Here is a 16,301-nt window from a genome sequence, read left to right on the forward strand (position 1 = left end):
ACATTGATCCAGCACAAGGCCTTGGCACTTGGCCATCAAACAGCCGAAACTGTCACGCCTGTCAGCTTGGCGTCACGCTGCTGACCTGATGCAAGCGCTATAAGCTTGATGATAGAGAACCGCTTCCCCTTCCCTCCGGCTACGGTGCCCGACCCGCATGCGACGTCCGTCCCGCTCTCTCGTTCTTGCCGCCCTCGTCCTGCTCCTGGCGGCGCTGGCCTACTGGCTGACCCAGCGCCAGAGCGCGCCCACCGCCCAGGCGCAAGCCGCCATCCCCGTGCGGGTGATCAGCGTGGGCCAGCAGGATGTCCCGCGCTACATCAGCGCGATCGGCTCGGTGCTGTCGCTGCACAGCGTGGAGGTGCGACCCCAGGTCGAAGGGGTGTTGACCAAGGTGCTGGTCAAGGAAGGACAGTGGGTCAAGGCTGGTGATCTGTTGGCCACTCTTGACGACCGGGCCATCCGCGCCAGCCTGGAACAGGCCCGTGCTCAGTTGGGCCAGAGCCAGGCGCAGTTGCAGGTGGCCGGGATCGATCTCAAGCGCTACCGCCTGCTCAGTACGGACAATGGTGTGTCGCGCCAGACCCTCGACCAGCAGCAGGCCCTGTACCACCAGTTGCAGGCCACGGTGAAAGGCAACCAGGCAGCCATCGCCAATGCCGAGGTGCAGCTCTCCTATACCCAGGTGCGCTCGCCCGTCACAGGCCGGGTCGGCATCCGCAATATCGACGAAGGTAACCTGGTGCGCTCGGGCGATGCTCAGGGCCTGTTCAGCGTGACGCAGATCGACCCGATCGCCATCGAGTTCTCCCTGCCGCAACAGATGCTGCCCACCCTACAGGCCCTGCTCAAGGCGCCGACACCGGCCTTGGTCCAGGCGTACCTGGACAATGACGGCGACAGTAACCTGCTCGCTGAAGGGCGCCTAGCGCTGATCGACAACCAGGTCTCGGCCAATACAGGCACCGTGCGGGTCAAGGCCGAGTTCGCCAACAGCGACGCGCGCCTGTGGCCCGGCCAGTTGGTCACGGTGAAGCTGCGCACGGCAGTGGACGAAAACGCCTTGGTGGTGCCACCACCGGTGGTGCAACGCGGCGTCGACGGGCATTTCGTCTATCGTCTGGACGGCGACAAGGTCAGCAGCGTGCCGGTCAAGGTGCTCTACCAGGACAGCACGCTAAACATCATCGCCGGCGTCGAGGTGGGCGACCGCCTGGTGCTCGATGGGCAGTCGCGGCTCAGGCCCGGCGCACAGGTCGAAGTCGCGCCCGACGTGCCACCCAGCACTGATGTCGCTGACCGCCGGAGCCAGCCATGACCAATCGCAATGGGCTCTCGAGCTGGTGCATCGACCACCCGATCGCCACCTTGCTGCTGACTTTCGCCCTGGTCCTGCTCGGGGCCATCGCCTTTCCGCGCCTGCCGGTGGCGCCGCTACCCGAGGCCGACTTCCCGACCATCCAGGTCACCGCCCAGTTGCCCGGTGCCAGCCCGGAGACCATGGCGTCCTCCGTGGCCACGCCGCTGGAGGTGCAGTTCAGCGCCATCCCCGGCATGACCCAGATGACCAGCAGCAGCGCCCTGGGTTCGACCAACCTGATCCTGCAGTTCACCCTCGACAAGAACATCGATACCGCCGCCCAGGAAGTCCAGGCGGCGATAAACACCGCCACCGCGCGCCTGCCCCAGGACATGCCCAGCCCACCCACCTGGCGCAAGGTCAACCCGGCCGACAGCCCGGTACTGGTGCTCACCGTCAGCTCGGCGCAGATGCCCGGCAACGAGCTGAGCGACTATGCCGAAACCTTGCTGGCCCGGCAGTTGAGCCAGATCGAAGGGGTAGGCCTGATCAACATCACCGGCCAGTTGCGCCCAGCCATCCGCGTCCAGGCCCAGCCGGAGAAACTGGCGGCCATCGGCCTGACCCTGGCCGACCTGCGCCAGGCTATCCAGCAGACCAGCCTGAACCTGGCCAAGGGCGCCCTGTACGGCGAGCACAGCGTCTCGACTATCTCCGCCAACGACCAACTGTTCCACCCCGAGGACTACGCCCGGCTGATCGTTTCGTACCGCGACGGCGCGCCGGTGCAGCTGCAGGATGTCGCCAAGGTCATCAACGGCGCCGAGAATGCCTACGTCAGGGCCTGGTCCGGCGAACAGCCAGGCCTGAACCTGGTGATCTTCCGTCAGCCAGGGGCAAATATCGTCGACACCGTCGACCGCGTCCTCACGGCCCTGCCCAGCCTGCAACAGATGCTCCCGGCCTCGGTCGAGGTCTCGGTGCTCAATGACCGTACCCAGACCATCCGCGCCTCCCTCCATGAGGTCGAACTGACCCTGATGATCGCCGTGGCCCTGGTGATCGGGGTGATGGCGCTGTTCCTGCGCCAGTGGTCGGCCACCTTCGTAGTGTCCAGCGTGCTCGGTGTGTCGCTGATCGCCACGTGCGCCTTGATGTACCTGCTCGGTTTCAGCCTGAACAACCTGACCCTGGTGGCCATCGTCATCTCTGTCGGCTTCGTGGTCGATGACGCCATCGTCGTCGTGGAGAACATCCACCGCCACTTGGAAGCTGGTGAAGACAGCCGTATCGCAGCGATCAAGGGCGCTGGCGAGATCGGCTTCACCGTGGTCTCGATCAGCTTCTCGCTGATCGCTGCGTTCATCCCGCTACTGTTCATGGGTGGCGTGGTTGGGCGCCTGTTCAAGGAGTTCGCCCTCACGGCCACCTCCACCATCCTGATCTCGGTGGTAGTGTCGCTGACCCTGGCACCGACCCTTTGTGCCCTGTTCATGCGCCGCTCGCCCACGGAGCACCATGGCGGTTTCGGTCAGCGCCTACTGGCCGACTACGAGAAGCTCCTCGACCGCGCCCTGGCCCACCAGCGCCTGACCCTCGGCGTGTTCGGCCTGACCCTGGCCCTGGCCGTGGCCGGCTACATCGCCATTCCCAAGGGGTTCTTCCCCCTGCAGGACACCGCCTTCATCCTTGGCACCACCGAGGCGGCGGCCGATATTTCCTATCCGGCCATGATCGAGAAGCACAAGGCCCTGGCCAAGATCATCGAGGCCGACCCGGCGGTGCGTGCTTTTTCCCACGCCGTGGGCGTGACCGGCAGCAACCAGACCATCGCCAACGGCCGCTTCTGGATCGCCCTCACGCCGCGTGGCGACCGCGATGTCTCGGCCAGCGAGCTGATCGACCGCCTGCGGCCCAAGCTGGCCGAAGTGCCCGGCGTGGTCCTCTACATGCGTGCCGGCCAGGACATCAACCTCAGCTCCGGCCCCACCCGTACCCAGTACCAGTACGTGCTCAAAAGCAACGACGGCGTGGCCTTGAACCTCTGGACCCAGCGTTTCACTGACCGCCTGCGGGAGAACCCGGCCTTCCGCGATCTGTCCAACGACCTGCAACTGGGCGCCAGCGTCACCCACATCGACATCGACCGCCAGGCGGCCGCCCGTTTCGGCCTGACCACCACCGACGTCGATCATGCCCTGTACGACGCCTTCGGCCAGCGCCAGATCAGCGAGTTCCAGACCGAGACCAACCAATACAAGGTGATCCTCGAACTCGACGTCCGCCAGCGCGGCAAGGCCGAGAGCCTCAACTACTTCTACCTGCGCTCGCCACTCACGGGCGAGATGGTGCCGTTGTCGGCGTTGGCCAAGGTTGCCCCGCCCAGCACCGGGCCCTTGTCGATCAGCCATGACGGCCTGTTCCCAGCAGCCAACCTGTCATTCAACTTGGCCCCAGGTGTCGCCCTGGGCGATGCGGTGAAGATCCTCGAACGCACCCAGCGCGAACTGGGTATGCCTGACTCCATCGTCGGCAACTTCCAGGGCGCGGCCCAAGCCTTCCAGAGCTCGCTGTCCAGCCAGCCCTGGCTGATCCTCGCCGCACTGGTAGCGGTGTACATCATCCTCGGCGTGCTCTACGAGAGCTTCGTCCATCCACTGACCATCATCTCCACCCTGCCCTCGGCCGGCCTCGGCGCGCTGGTGCTGCTCTGGCTGATGGGCCAGGACTTCACCATCATGGGCCTGATCGGTGTGGTGCTGCTGATCGGCATCGTCAAGAAGAACGGCATCCTGCTCATCGACTTCGCCCTGGAAGCCCAGCGGCGCCAGGGCCTGACGCCCGAACAGGCGATCCACAAGGCCTGCCTGACACGTTTCCGGCCGATCATCATGACTACCCTGGCCGCGCTGCTCGGCGCCGTGCCACTGATGTTCGGCTTCGGCGCCGGTGCAGAGCTGCGCCAGCCACTGGGTATCGCCGTAGTCGGCGGGCTGCTGGTCAGTCAGGCCCTGACGCTGTTCACCACCCCGGTCATATACTTGGCCTTGGAGCGCCTGTTCCACCGCCGTCAAGCCGCTCAGGCGGCTGCGCCGACTGCCAGTTGAGAGCCGACCATGCGTGTGCTGATTATCGAAGACGAAGAAAAAACCGCCGACTACCTGCATCGCGGCCTCAGCGAGCAGGGCTTCACCGTCGACCTGGCCCGGGACGGCGTAGACGGCCTGCACATGGCCCTGGAAAGCGAGTATGCGGTGATCGTCCTCGATGTGATGCTGCCCGGCCTGGACGGTTATGGCGTGTTGCGGGCGCTGCGGGCGCGCAAGCAGACGCCGGTGATCATGCTCACCGCCCGTGAACGGGTCGAGGACCGTATTCACGGTCTGCGTGAAGGCGCCGACGACTACCTGGGTAAGCCATTCTCCTTCCTTGAGCTGGTCGCCCGCCTGCAAGCCCTGACCCGCCGCAGCGCCAGCCACGAGCCGCTGCAGATCCAGGTGGGCGATCTCTGGGTCGACCTGATCAGCCGCAAGGCCAGCCGCGCAGGCCAGCGCCTGGAACTGACCGCCAAGGAGTTCTCGCTGCTCACGGTGCTGGCCCGGCGCCAAGGGGAAATCCTGTCCAAGACCGCCATTGCCGAGCTGGTCTGGGACATCAACTTCGACAGCGATGCCAATGTCGTCGAGGTAGCTATCAAACGCCTGCGCGCCAAGCTCGACGGTCCTTTCGAAAACAAGCTGCTGCACACCATCCGAGGCATGGGTTATGTACTGGAAAACCGTGCCGACTAACTCCATCGCCCTGCGCCTGAGCGGGCTGTTCATCCTGGTCGCCCTGGGTGTGTTCCTGCTAATCGGCACTGCCCTGTACCGCCAGGTCGACCGCAGCCTAGACCTGCTGCCGGCGGCGGAGTTGGATGCGCGCTTCAGCGTGCTGGAGTCGACCCTCAACCGCTTCGGCAACCTCGAGCATTGGGCCAAGATCCACAACAAGCTCAACCTGCTCAGCGAAGAAGACCGGCGTATCCGCTTCTGGGTGGTCAGCGACGACCCGGCCTATGAGTATGGCGATCCGGACGCCGGAGTCCGCCACTTCGCCCTGGGGCCGGAAGGCATGCGCGACCTGCGCCTGAGCGACAGCCCCTACCCCTACAAGGTGTTGGTCAGCGAACTGCCGCCACTGGAATCGCGCCCGGCGCTGCGCTTTCTGATCGGCATCGACACCGAGACATTCTGGCAAGCCCAGCACAGCCTGCTGGTGGCCATTGTCGGCCTGGCCGTGCTGGGGGTGCTGCTGGCCTCGGTGCTCAGCTACTGGGTGGCCCGAGTCGGCTTGCGTCCACTGCTGGCCCTGTCAGCCGAAGCCCAGGCCCTGGCGCCGCCGCGCCTGGACGGGCGCCTGCAGACCCACGACCTGCCACCGGAACTGGCCCAGTTCGCCGGCGCCTTCAACGTCGCCCTCGACCGCGTCAGCCAAGCCTACTCGCAACTGGAGGCGTTCAACGCCGACGTCGCCCATGAACTGCGCTCGCCCCTGACCAACCTGATCGGCCAGACCCAGGTCGCCCTGACTCGCGGGCGTAGCGCCGAACACTATTTCGAGGTGCTGCAATCGAACCTGGAGGAGCTGGAACGCCTGCGTAGCATCATCAACGACATGCTGTTCCTCGCCAGCGCCGACCAAGGCAGCAAGGCTACCGCGCTGACCAGTGCCTCACTGGCCGAAGAAGTGGCCACCACCCTCGACTACCTGGACTACATCCTCGAAGACGCCCAAGTCAGCGTGCAGGTCAGTGGCGACGCCCAGGCGCCGATCGAGAAGGCGCAGCTACGCCGGGCGCTGATCAACCTGCTGAACAATGCCGTGCAGCACACCGCCGCGCAGGAGGTCATCCAGGTCCGTATCGATGGGGGCCCCGAAGAGGTCAGCATCGCCGTGAGCAACCCCGGCCCTGCGATTCCCGATGAGCACCTGCCGCTGCTGTTCGAACGCTTCTACCGGGTCGACGCCGCCCGCAGCAGCGGTGGCGGCAACCACGGGCTGGGCCTGGCGATCGTCAAGGCCATCGCCCTGATGCACGGCGGCAGTGTTTTCGTCCACAGCGAAGGTGGCGCCAACACCTTCGGCATCCGCTTGCCGAGCTGTCAATTACGCGGGTTTCCGGTAAAAGCCTGACGTTTTTCTCGACAATTGTTACCGTTTTAGCAACAGTTCTTCTCCAACTCGGCGCTGTTTCACGGCCTAACTTCGGACTAATTTACACCTGTCTTAATTAGCACTTGCTCTGCAAGAAGGTTGTTTCAAATGTCCAACAGTATGGGTGTTGCCAGCGTATTCGTCCTGTCTTCCCTGTTGTTGTCGCCCCTGGCCATGGCTGAAGAATCGCCGGCCTTCGTTGCCCGTAACGCCGAACTCGCCGCGACTCACCAGCACGCTCGCGAGGCCTATGCCGCACAACGTGCCGATGCGGTAAAAGAGGTGCAGCAGACCGCTTCCAAGGTTGTCGCCGACGACAATGCCGACAGCTGATCTGCCGTTCTGTTCTTCTCCCTGCTCCCTCGACTACCGCATTGCTCGCGTCATGCGACGATGTGTTAGTCTTTGAAAGCCGCTGCCAATCAGCGGCTTTTTTTTATGTGCCGAAAATACCAGCCAGGCTGGTACGTTTTTCATGAAGCATTAGCGTTCCAGAGAATAAAAACTGGCCCACCGACAGATCAAAGGAGCTTGTACCGGTGTCCACTGCTTTGCGCTTTACCCCGTTGTTCGTTGCATTGGCTGCAACTATTCCCTTCACCGCCCAGGCCGACGAAGAAAAGGCCGAAGGTTTCATTGCAGGCTCGACCCTGAACCTGCACGCCCGCAACTACTACCTCAACCGCAACCAACTCGACCGTGGCAACCGCGACAGCCGCGAATGGGGCCAGGGTTTCATCGCTCGCTTCGAATCGGGCTACACCCCGGGCACCGTCGGTTTCGGTATCGATGCCCATGCCATGCTGGGCCTGAAGCTCGATGGTGGTGGCGGCACCGCAGGCACGAGTATCCTGCCGTTCAACAAGACGAACAAACCCGGCTACGACTACGGCAAGGCACCGGACTCATTCTCCACCGCTGGGGCCGCAGTCAAGATCAAGGCCTTCGACACCGAGTTCAAGGCAGGCGACCTGTTCCTCAACAACCCGGTGATCGCCGGCGGCGAATCGCGCATGCTGCCGCAAACCTTTCGCGGCGTCAGCCTGACCAACAACAGCATCGATGGATTGTTGCTCGAAGGTGGCCAGGCCAGCTTCACCAAGCCTTACAACCAAAGTGGCCACCGGCGCATCGACACGTACTATGGCGACCTGCCCGAAGGCAGCAAGAGTCGTCACCTGAACTGGGCCGGCGGCACCTGGAGCGGCAGCGAAAACTTCACCAGCAGCCTGTACGCGGCCGAACTCGAAGACATCTGGAACCAGTACTACGTCGACTTCGACTACACCTACGTGGTCAACGACCTGGTCAGCCTCAACCCGGGCGCGCACTACTACCACACCCAGGACACCGGCCAGGCCCTGCTCGGGCGCATCGACAACAACACCTACAGCCTGCACTTCACCGTGAATGCCGGCTATCACAGCGTCACCGCCGCCTACCAGCGGGTCAACGGCAACACCCCGTTCGACTACATCAACCTGGGCGACAGCGTGTTCCTCGACAATTCGCGGATGTACTCGGACTTCAATGGCCCGAACGAGCGCTCCTGGAAGCTGCAGTACGACTATGACTTCGCGGGCATGGGCGTGCCCGGCCTGACCTCGAGCCTGTCCTACTCGCGCGGCGAGATGGACATGACCAAGGCCGACCAGAACAGTTCGGGCTACAGCGGCTGGTACAACGCCGAGGGCAAGAACGCCCGCCATTGGGAGCGCGACCTCGACGTGCAGTACGTGTTCCAGGAAGGCAGCTTGAAAGACCTCTCGGTCTTGCTGCGCTGGGCCAGCCACCGAGTCGGCCAGGGCTACGCGCAGGTCGACAACAATGTCGACGAGTATCGCGTGATCGTCGACTACCCATTGAACGTTTTCTGATCTGACCCTCGACCTGGCAGCCGCCTGGCTGCCAGTGAGTGAGAGTATCGACCTCAGTGTTGACATACCCGGCGCCCAGCAGGACCTGATCCAGGTACTGGGCGCCGCGGCCGAAACGCGCTAGCGGGCCTAGGAACGGGCGCGGGCGGCGTCGCGCAGGGCCTTGACCTGGTCATGGTTGCGTTGCACGCCTTGCAACTGCCGTTCGACCAGGGTGTAGAGCGGATCGCTGACCGCCAGGCCATGCTTGATCAACTTCTCGCGTGCATCCTTGTATGCCTTGAGCGCATGGTCTTCGCCACGCTCGACCTCGTTGAGCACTGCCTCTTCACCCTTGCCGGTCAGCATGGACTTGAGGTTGACCCAACCACGGTGCAGGTCGCCACTGACGCTAGTGGAGGTTTCCGGATCACCGCCCAGGCGGCGGACTTCGCTCTGCAATTCGACTGCGGCACTACCGCATTCACCTGCACGTTGCATGAAGAACGTTTTGAGCTGACTGTCCTTCACATCGTCCGCCGACTCGCGGAATCCCTTTTCGCCATCTTTGCTGAACTCAATCAGGTCGTTGAGCACATCGATCACGTCTTTGTTGGGGTTGCTCATGGCACATACTCCTTGCACAGGTGGAAGTCCTATAGACAGGAGCAGCCTTCATGCCAGTTACCCATGAAAGACGAAACCCTTTGATATCAGTGAGTTGAAATAGGCCGACCAACCTCGCCACACCGCGTTCTGCATGAACTGTCCTTTGGCCTTCGTGCAGATTGCAGTATGGTCGGCACTTTCCACGAACCAGGCGCCACCGATGAAACCGGAAACCCTCGAATTGCTGGTCACCCGCCAGATGCCCTTCGGCAAGTACCAGGGGCGCCTGATCGCCGACCTGCCGGGTGATTACCTGGCCTGGTTCGCACGTAAAGGGTTTCCGAAAGGGGAACTGGGCGGGTTGCTGGCGTTGATGCACGAGATCGACCACAACGGGCTGGGCGACCTGCTTGTGCCGCTGCGGCACAAGCATCGGCCTAATCGCTGAATGCAAGACAGTTGTGCCCTCAGAGCCGGCTTGCCAGCGAACCAAGGGCAAAGCCCTCGCCTAGCAAATTCATTGCATCACCCCTTCACCGGCGCCACGGCCAGTTCCATCTGATCGCTGCGCTTGAGCACGGCATAGATCACCGCCGTCAGCAAGCTACCCGCCAGGATCGCCAGCAGGTACAGCAGCGCATGGTTGATGGCGTTGGGAATGAGCAGCACGAACAGCCCGCCATGGGGCGCCATCAGCTTGCAACCGAAGTACATCGATAGCGCCCCGGTCAGGGCACCACCGGCGATGCTGGCCGGGATCACCCGCAGCGGGTCCTTGGCAGCGAAAGGTATTGCCCCTTCGGAAATGAAGCACAGCCCCAGCACCAACGCTGCCTTGCCTGCTTCGCGCTCACTCTGGGCGAACTTGCGCCGGGCCAGGAAGCTGGCGAGGCCCAGCCCGATCGGCGGCACCATGCCGGCGGCCATGGTCGCTGCCATGGGTGCATAGCTCTGCGAGGCCAAGAGCCCCACGGAGAACGCGTAGGCAGCCTTGTTGATCGGCCCGCCAAGGTCCACGCACATCATCCCGCCCAGCAGCAGGCCGAGGAGAATGGCATTGGTGGTACCCATGCTGTCGAGGAAGCGGGTCAGCCCGTCGAGCATGGCCGCAACCGGCTGGCCGACCACGTAGATCATCACCAGGCCGGTGAACAGGCTGGCCAGCAGCGGAATGATCAGGATCGGCTTGAGCGCCTCCAGGCTGGTCGGCAGGCGCGCCCAGCGGCTGATGGCCTTGGCGCTGTAGCCGGCGAGAAAACCGGCGATGATGCCGCCGATGAAGCCGGCCCCGAGGGTGCTGGCCAGCAGGCCGCCGATCATGCCTGGCGCCAGGCCGGGACGGTCGGCGATCGACCAGGCGATGTAGCCAGCCAGCAACGGCACCATCAGCTTGAACGCCGCCTCGCCACCAATCTGCATCAGCGCCGCCGGCAAGGTGCCCGGCTCCTTGAACGCCTCGATGCCAAAGACAAAGGACAGGGCGATCAGCAAGCCACCGGCCACCACCATCGGCAGCATGAAGGACACGCCCGTCAGCAGGTGCTTGTAGATACCCGTCTTCTCACCGCTCTTGGCCGGACTGGCCGAGGCCTCGCCGGCACTTTCCACCTTGCCTTCGTCCAGGGCCCTGGCCAACGTAGCCTGGGCTTGCTTGAGGGCGATGCCGGTGCCGCAACGGTAGATGCGCTTACCAGCAAAGCGCGCGGTCGGCACTTCGATATCCGCAGCGAGCAGTACCACGTCGGCTTCGGCGATGGCCTCGGCCGGCAGCGGGTTGCGTGCCCCCACCGAGCCCTGGGTCTCGACCGTCAACTGGTGGCCCAGTTGCTGAGCCGCCTGCTGCAGGGCCTCGGCGGCCATGAAAGTGTGGGCCACGCCGGTCGGGCAGGCGGTGACCGCAACGATCTTACGCACCTGCGGGGAGGCTACCGGCTCATCGCTCTTGGTGCTTTCCAGCAGTTGCGCCTTACCCGCCGCGTCTTCGAGAAACCCCTCGCGGTCAGCCAACGCCTGGGCCGGGGTGCTCTGGTAGACGCGCTTGCCGACGAAACGCCCAAGGTCCAGCGGCCCGGTGCTCACTACCAGCACCCAGTCAGCGGCCGCGATCTCCTCCGCGGACAAACGCCGCTCCGGGTGCTCGGGGTCCCACACTTCGACGCAGGTGCTCCAACCACGGCGCTGGGCCGCCGCCGCCAGTAACCGGGCACTGAGTACGCTGGACACCAGGCCGTTGGGGCAGGCGGTGACAATGGCAATGTTCATCGGCAACCCTCTTGTACTTCTGTCAGTTGCACGGCCGACTCCAGACGGGCCAGTTGTTCGCGGTCGTGAATGCCGAAACCGATCTGGGTCACCGCCTGGGCGGCGATGGCCGTGGCACGGCGCAGGGTCCGCGACGCCTCCTCACCCTGCAGCAGGCCATGAACCATGCCTGCCACCAGCGAGTCGCCAGCGCCCACAGTGCTGGCAACACGCACCCGTGGCGGCTGCGCATGCAACGCCTGGCCCTTGGCAAACCAAGCGACGCCCTGTTCACCCTGGGACACCACCACATGCTCCACGCCGCCGGTCAGCAGCCGCTCGGCGGCAGCTTGCTGATCGGCGTAGCTGTGCACCTCCAACCCCAATACCTGGCCCAGTTCCTCGGTGTTCGGCTTGACCAACCAAGGCGCGCTCTCCAGGCCTGCGCGCAGGGCCTCGCCACTGCTGTCCAGGGCGACCTTCAGGCCCTGTGCCTTAAGTTGTTGCAACAGTTGCCGGAACCATTGCGGGCTGACGCCACGCGGCAGACTGCCGGCCACCACCACGGCGTCATAACCGCCACTCCCCTGCTCCAGAAGGCGCAGCAATGCAGTCTGCGCCCGCTCGTCGACCTCCGGCCCCTGGCCATTGATGTCGGTGACTCGGCCGTCGGCCTCCACCAGTTTGATGTTGCTGCGCGTCTCGCCTGGCACCCGGATAAAACAGTCGTTGAAACCACGCCAGTCGATCAGCGACTCGAACGGCTGCAGGTTGTCACGCCCCAAGAAACCGCCCACGGTGACGCTGTGGCCCAGGTCGGCCAGCACCTGGGCGACGTTCAGGCCCTTGCCAGCGGCATGGCTGTGCTGCGCCTGGCTGCGGTTGACATGCCCAGCCTGCAACACATCGAGGCTGACGGTGATGTCCAGCGCCGGGTTCAGGGTCAGGGTGAGGATCTTCGCCATCAGTTGTTCTCCACCAACGCCCGTACCGCTTCGGCGCTGTCTTGCTGCAAGGCTTGGCGCGCCAGGGCGCGGGCCTGTTCATGATGAGTTTCACGCACCAGTGCCTTGACCTCGGCGATGCTGCGCGGCGACACGCTCAATTCGTCCACATCCAGGCCAACCAGCAGTGCCACCGCTTGCGCGTCGGCTGCCAGTTCGCCGCACACACCGACCCACTTGCCTTCGGCATGGGCGGCGCGCACGGTCATGTCGATCAGTTGCAGCACTGCTGGATGCAGGCCATCGGCCTGGGCAGAAAGGCTGGGGTGGCCACGGTCGATGGCCAGGGTGTACTGGGTCAGGTCGTTGGTGCCGATGCTGAAGAAGTCCACTTCCCGCGCCAGCTGTGGCGCCAGCAGGGCTGCCGAAGGCACCTCGACCATGATCCCCAGTTGCAGGTCGCGGACCGGAATCTCCAGCCGCAGACGCTCGACCATGGCCCGCGCCTGACGCCACTCCTGCACCTGGCCAACCATGGGGAACATGATGCGCAGCGGCCGCTCGCCTGCCGCCTGGAGCAAGGCGCGCAGTTGGTCTTCCATGACCTGCGGACGCTGCAAGGTCAGGCGCACGCCACGCACACCGAGAAATGGGTTTTCTTCCGCGGCGATCGGCCAATAAGGCAACGGCTTGTCACCGCCCACGTCCAGGGTGCGCACCACCAACGGGCGGCCGGCCAGGCCGTCAAGCACGCGGCGGTATTCGGCCTCCTGGGTCGCCACATCCGGCGCCTGTGGATGGGCCATGAAGATCAGTTCGGTGCGCAACAGCCCGACACCTTCGGCGCCCTGGTCCACCACCTTGTCGAGGTCAGTGCTCTGGCCGATGTTGGCGAATACCTCGACGGCATGCCCGTCGCGGCTCACCGCGGGCTCCAGGCGCCGCGCCCAGGCGGCCTGCAGGCGCTGCTCGCGCCGCTCACGTTCGGCCAGGGCACGTTGCACCTCGTCCTGGGACGGTGACACGCTCAGGCTGCCACGTTGGCCATCGAGCAACAGCGCAGTGCCCGACTCGATCAGCAGCACCGCCTCGCCTGCGCCGACCACTGCCGGGATACCCAGGGCGCGGGCAACGATCGCACTGTGCGCCGTGGCGCCACCGTGGGCAGTGACGATCCCGGCCACCCGCGCCGGGTCGAGCCGGGCGACGTCGGACGGGCCGACCTCGGCCATCACCAGCACATAGGGTTGCTCTGGCTCCAACGGGTCCTGAATACCGCACAATTGCGCCAGCACACGTCGGCCGATATCGCGCAGGTCAGCGGCACGTTCGGCCAGCAGGGCGTCATTGAGCGCCTCCTGCTGCCGCGCGGCCGCCTCTATCACACTCATCCAGGCCGCGGCGGCGCTCTCACCCTGGCGCAGGCGCTGCTCCACCTCATCGGTCAGGGCCGGGTCGCTGAGCATTTCCTGGTGGGTGACGAAGATCTCGCCGATAGCCTTGTCACTGCGCTGGACCAACGCCTGCAACTCGCCATTGACCGTGTCTAGCGCGGCACGCAGCTTCACCCGCTCCTGTTGTGGCGACTCGCCACGCAGGGGGTAGTCGATCTCCCGCTCTACCTGAAGGTGGGCCGGCCCGCTGGCGATACCTGGCGCCGCAGCGACACCCTGGATGCGGCTACCGGCAGGCGGAGCCTCGAGCCTGGCCACAGGTGCGGCGTCGACCGCTTGGGTCACCGGGGCTAGCGGTTCGACTTCCTCGCCAAGCCCCTGTTCTATAGCGGCCAGCAATACCGGCAAGGCGTCTCTGGCGATGCTCGGCTCGGCGATCAGCTCCAGCTCCTGGCCACGCCGGGCACCGAGGCTGAGCAACTTGCTCAGGCTCTTCACCGACACCGCCGGCTGCGCACTGTCGACCAGGCGCAGGCGGATCTCGCCCTCGAAGCCCTTGGCCAGTTGCGCCAGCACCTTGGCGGGGCGGGCGTGCAGGCCATGGGGGTTGGCCAGGGTGATGCGGGCGCTCGGCCAGTCCACTGGCACTTCACCGCCCAGCACTTCCAGTACGGCGCGGCTGCTGGTGGCCTGGTAGAGCATCTGCCCACGCCCTTCGATCAGCACTTCACAGAGGCGTTCGAGCAATGCCTGATGGGCAGCACCGAGACTGGCCAGGCAGAACAGCCCGTTCAAAGGCTGGTCCCGATAGTGCAAGGGTTGTTGCGGCGTGACGAAGGCCAGGCCGGGCTGACGGACCTGGCGTTCACTGTGCAGCCACCACAATCCTTCACCGAGCGGCAACGGTTCGGCTTGTTGTAGCACGGCAGCAAAGCCTGTCTCGACGCACCCTGCTCGTTGCAGCAAGCGCGCGCCACGCCAGGCCAGCTCATCGAAATCCTCGGCACCAACGCCCAAACCGACCAATTGCGCATCCAACGCCAGCGACTGCGGCGCCCCCTGCAACAGCTTGAGCAGGGCCTCGGCCGAACTGGCCCGACGCAATGCCTCGGCCAGGTCGGTCTCGCCCAGGGCGCGGGTCAGCAGTTGCAGCAACCTGAGGTGCTCATCCGAACGTGCGGCAATGCCGATGGCCAGGTACACGATCTGCCCGTCGCCCCAGTCCACGCCTTCAGGAAACTGCAGCAGACGCACGCCTGTGGCATAGACCAGATCACGGGTCTGCGGTGTGCCATGGGGGATGGCAATGCCTTGGCCAAGGAAGGTCGAACCTTGCGCTTCACGGGCCTGCAAACCCTCCAGGTAACCTTCGGCAACCAACCCATCGGCGACCAGACGATCAGCCAGCAGGCGTAACGCTGCAGCCTTGTCGGCGGCTGCCTGGCCCATGGCTATCTGCTCCTTGGCGAGCTCGAGCATGACCTTCTCCTTTGCAGTACCTGAGGTGGCACTGAGGTATTGTTGTGAATTTTCCTACAGGGGACCAGTCGAGGCCCTCCAGGCAGGCGGCTGATGGGGCAGTAAAATCGCCTGCTGAAACGTTTAACCTGGAATAGTGCGCACGTTACTCGATAATCTTCCATCTAAAAAGCCCCATCTTGTCGGACAATTGCGACAATGGTCGTCTGCGCACGGACCTGCCGATCAGAGAAACTCTCCGGTCAGGCTCCACAGCCAGCCCTGGTAATAACAAGGAAAATTCGGTGAAACTCAGCGATATCGCCCGTCTGGCCGGTGTGTCCGTGACCACCGCCAGCTACGTCATCAATGGCAAGGCCGAACAGCAGCGCATCAGCAACAGCACTGTCGAGCGGGTGCGCGCGGTGGTCGAGGCCCATGGCTTCACGCCCAACCCCCAGGCTGCCGGCTTGCGCAGCCGGCATACCCGGACCCTCGGCTTCATCCTGCCGGATCTGGAAAACCCCAGTTATGCCCGCATCGCCAAGCAACTGGAGCAAGGCGCCCGCGCCCGCGGCTACCAGTTGCTGATCGCCAGCAGTGACGACCAGCCCGACAGCGAGCGCCAGTTGCAGCAACTGTTCCGCGCCCGCCGCTGCGATGCGCTGTTCGTCGCCAGCTGCCTACCGCCCGAGGACGACAGCTACCGCGAACTGCAGGACAAGGGCCTGCCAGTCATCGCCATCGACCGCCGCCTGGACCCAGAGCATTTCTGCTCGGTGATCAGCGATGACCGGGACGCCAGCCTGCAACTGGCGACGAGCCTGCTGGCAACCACGCCCAAGCACATCGCGCTGATCGGCGCGCGGCCAGAGCTGAGCGTCAGTCAGGCCCGTGCCAGCGGCTTCGACCAAGCGCTGGAAGGCTTCCAAGGGCACGTCAGCCGCTATCAAGGCGAGGCCTTCAGCCGTGAGTGCGGCCAACGCTTGATGGACCAGTTGATGGCTGAACAAGGCGGTCTGCCCGATGCCCTGGTGACCACCTCCTACGTGTTGCTGCAAGGGGTGTTCGATGCCCTGCAGGCGCGCCCGGCTGACTCGCGTAGCCTGCAACTGGGCACCTTTGGGGATAACCAGTTGCTCGACTTCCTGCCGCTGCCGGTCAATGCCATGGCCCAGCAACACGGTCTGATCGCCGCCACTGCGTTGGAACTGGCCCTGGCCGCTATCGAAGAAAAGCGTTACGAACCGGGTGTGCACGCCATCGCCCGCACCTTCAAGCAACGCATTACACCGACCTGAGC

12 protein-coding genes are annotated in these 16,301 nt (G+C 64.5%); 8 read left to right on the plus strand and 4 right to left on the minus strand.

The genetic code is table 11. The features are described 5' to 3' along the window. The first annotated feature begins 157 nt into the window (after positions 1 to 157). From ACYU03_RS21385 to ACYU03_RS21410, 6 genes are all read left to right on the plus strand, one after another. Entirely contained in the window at positions 158 to 1,318 is a 1,161-nt protein-coding gene (locus ACYU03_RS21385; protein WP_461886619.1) for an efflux RND transporter periplasmic adaptor subunit, read from the plus strand. Then, positions 1,315 to 4,407: a multidrug efflux RND transporter permease subunit gene (locus ACYU03_RS21390; RefSeq protein WP_461886620.1), complete on the plus strand. Its 3,093-nt coding sequence runs from the start codon at positions 1,315 to 1,317 to the stop codon at positions 4,405 to 4,407. The genes ACYU03_RS21385 and ACYU03_RS21390 overlap by 4 nt, the downstream gene beginning before the upstream one ends. 9 nt (positions 4,408 to 4,416) lie before the next feature. Then, entirely contained in the window at positions 4,417 to 5,091 is a 675-nt protein-coding gene (locus tag ACYU03_RS21395; RefSeq protein WP_461886621.1) for a heavy metal response regulator transcription factor, read from the plus strand. After that, positions 5,066 to 6,475, plus strand: coding sequence for a heavy metal sensor histidine kinase (locus ACYU03_RS21400; protein WP_461886622.1), 1,410 nt, complete (start codon positions 5,066 to 5,068; stop codon positions 6,473 to 6,475). Before ACYU03_RS21395 ends, ACYU03_RS21400 begins: the two co-directional genes overlap by 26 nt. A 129-nt stretch (positions 6,476 to 6,604) precedes the next feature. Continuing rightward, the gene (locus ACYU03_RS21405) at positions 6,605 to 6,829 is read left to right on the plus strand and encodes a hypothetical protein (protein WP_461886623.1); all 225 of its coding nucleotides are present in this window, start codon (positions 6,605 to 6,607) and stop codon (positions 6,827 to 6,829) included. A 206-nt stretch (positions 6,830 to 7,035) separates the two neighbouring features. Further along, positions 7,036 to 8,373, plus strand: a complete 1,338-nt coding sequence (locus ACYU03_RS21410; protein WP_461886624.1) for an OprD family porin — start codon at positions 7,036 to 7,038, stop codon at positions 8,371 to 8,373. Positions 8,374 to 8,502: 129 nt separating this feature from the next. On the opposite strand, the gene ACYU03_RS21415 is transcribed toward ACYU03_RS21410, so the two are convergent. Beyond that, a complete protein-coding gene (locus ACYU03_RS21415) occupies positions 8,503 to 8,979 on the minus strand; it encodes a ferritin-like domain-containing protein (protein ID WP_461886625.1) in 477 nt (158 codons plus the stop codon). Between the two features lie 202 nt (positions 8,980 to 9,181). Between ACYU03_RS21415 and ACYU03_RS21420 the strand changes: the two genes are divergently transcribed. Next, positions 9,182 to 9,409 (plus strand): DUF3820 family protein, encoded by a 228-nt coding sequence (locus tag ACYU03_RS21420; protein ID WP_461886626.1) that lies wholly within the window; start codon positions 9,182 to 9,184, stop codon positions 9,407 to 9,409. Positions 9,410 to 9,486: 77 nt separating this feature from the next. Here the strand turns inward: ACYU03_RS21420 and ACYU03_RS21425 are convergent, their stop codons facing one another. The 3 genes from ACYU03_RS21425 to ptsP are packed head-to-tail and all read right to left on the minus strand — an operon-like array spanning position 9,487 to position 15,019. Next, a complete protein-coding gene (locus tag ACYU03_RS21425; protein WP_461886627.1) occupies positions 9,487 to 11,223 on the minus strand; it encodes a PTS fructose-like transporter subunit IIB in 1,737 nt (578 codons plus the stop codon). Further along, a complete protein-coding gene (pfkB, locus tag ACYU03_RS21430; RefSeq protein ID WP_461886628.1) occupies positions 11,220 to 12,167 on the minus strand; it encodes a 1-phosphofructokinase in 948 nt (315 codons plus the stop codon). The genes ACYU03_RS21425 and pfkB overlap by 4 nt, the downstream gene beginning before the upstream one ends. Beyond that, positions 12,167 to 15,019, minus strand: coding sequence for a phosphoenolpyruvate--protein phosphotransferase (gene ptsP / locus ACYU03_RS21435; protein WP_461886629.1), 2,853 nt, complete (start codon positions 15,017 to 15,019; stop codon positions 12,167 to 12,169). Before ptsP ends, pfkB begins: the two co-directional genes overlap by 1 nt. 284 nt (positions 15,020 to 15,303) lie before the next feature. Between ptsP and cra the strand changes: the two genes are divergently transcribed. Further along, the gene (gene cra, locus ACYU03_RS21440) at positions 15,304 to 16,299 is read left to right on the plus strand and encodes a catabolite repressor/activator (protein ID WP_461886630.1); all 996 of its coding nucleotides are present in this window, start codon (positions 15,304 to 15,306) and stop codon (positions 16,297 to 16,299) included. The last annotated feature ends 2 nt before the right edge of the window (positions 16,300 to 16,301 follow it).

The sequence above is a fragment of the Pseudomonas sp. X10 genome, from assembly GCF_054889225.1.

Excerpts from the sequence above, each read along its gene's own strand:
- ACYU03_RS21395 (WP_461886621.1), top strand. The coding sequence starts at position 4,417 with ATGCGTGTGCTGATTATCGAAGACGAAGAAAAAACCGCCGACTACCTG.
- ACYU03_RS21390 (WP_461886620.1), top strand. The coding sequence starts at position 1,315 with ATGACCAATCGCAATGGGCTCTCGAGCTGGTGCATCGACCACCCGATC.
- ACYU03_RS21405 (WP_461886623.1), top strand. The coding sequence starts at position 6,605 with ATGTCCAACAGTATGGGTGTTGCCAGCGTATTCGTCCTGTCTTCCCTG.
- ACYU03_RS21400 (WP_461886622.1), top strand. The coding sequence starts at position 5,066 with ATGTACTGGAAAACCGTGCCGACTAACTCCATCGCCCTGCGCCTGAGC.
- ACYU03_RS21420 (WP_461886626.1), top strand. The coding sequence starts at position 9,182 with ATGAAACCGGAAACCCTCGAATTGCTGGTCACCCGCCAGATGCCCTTC.
- ACYU03_RS21385 (WP_461886619.1), top strand. The coding sequence starts at position 158 with ATGCGACGTCCGTCCCGCTCTCTCGTTCTTGCCGCCCTCGTCCTGCTC.
- pfkB (WP_461886628.1), bottom strand. The coding sequence starts at position 12,167 with ATGGCGAAGATCCTCACCCTGACCCTGAACCCGGCGCTGGACATCACC.
- ptsP (WP_461886629.1), bottom strand. The coding sequence starts at position 15,019 with ATGCTCGAGCTCGCCAAGGAGCAGATAGCCATGGGCCAGGCAGCCGCC.
- ACYU03_RS21425 (WP_461886627.1), bottom strand. The coding sequence starts at position 11,223 with ATGAACATTGCCATTGTCACCGCCTGCCCCAACGGCCTGGTGTCCAGC.
- ACYU03_RS21415 (WP_461886625.1), bottom strand. The coding sequence starts at position 8,979 with ATGAGCAACCCCAACAAAGACGTGATCGATGTGCTCAACGACCTGATT.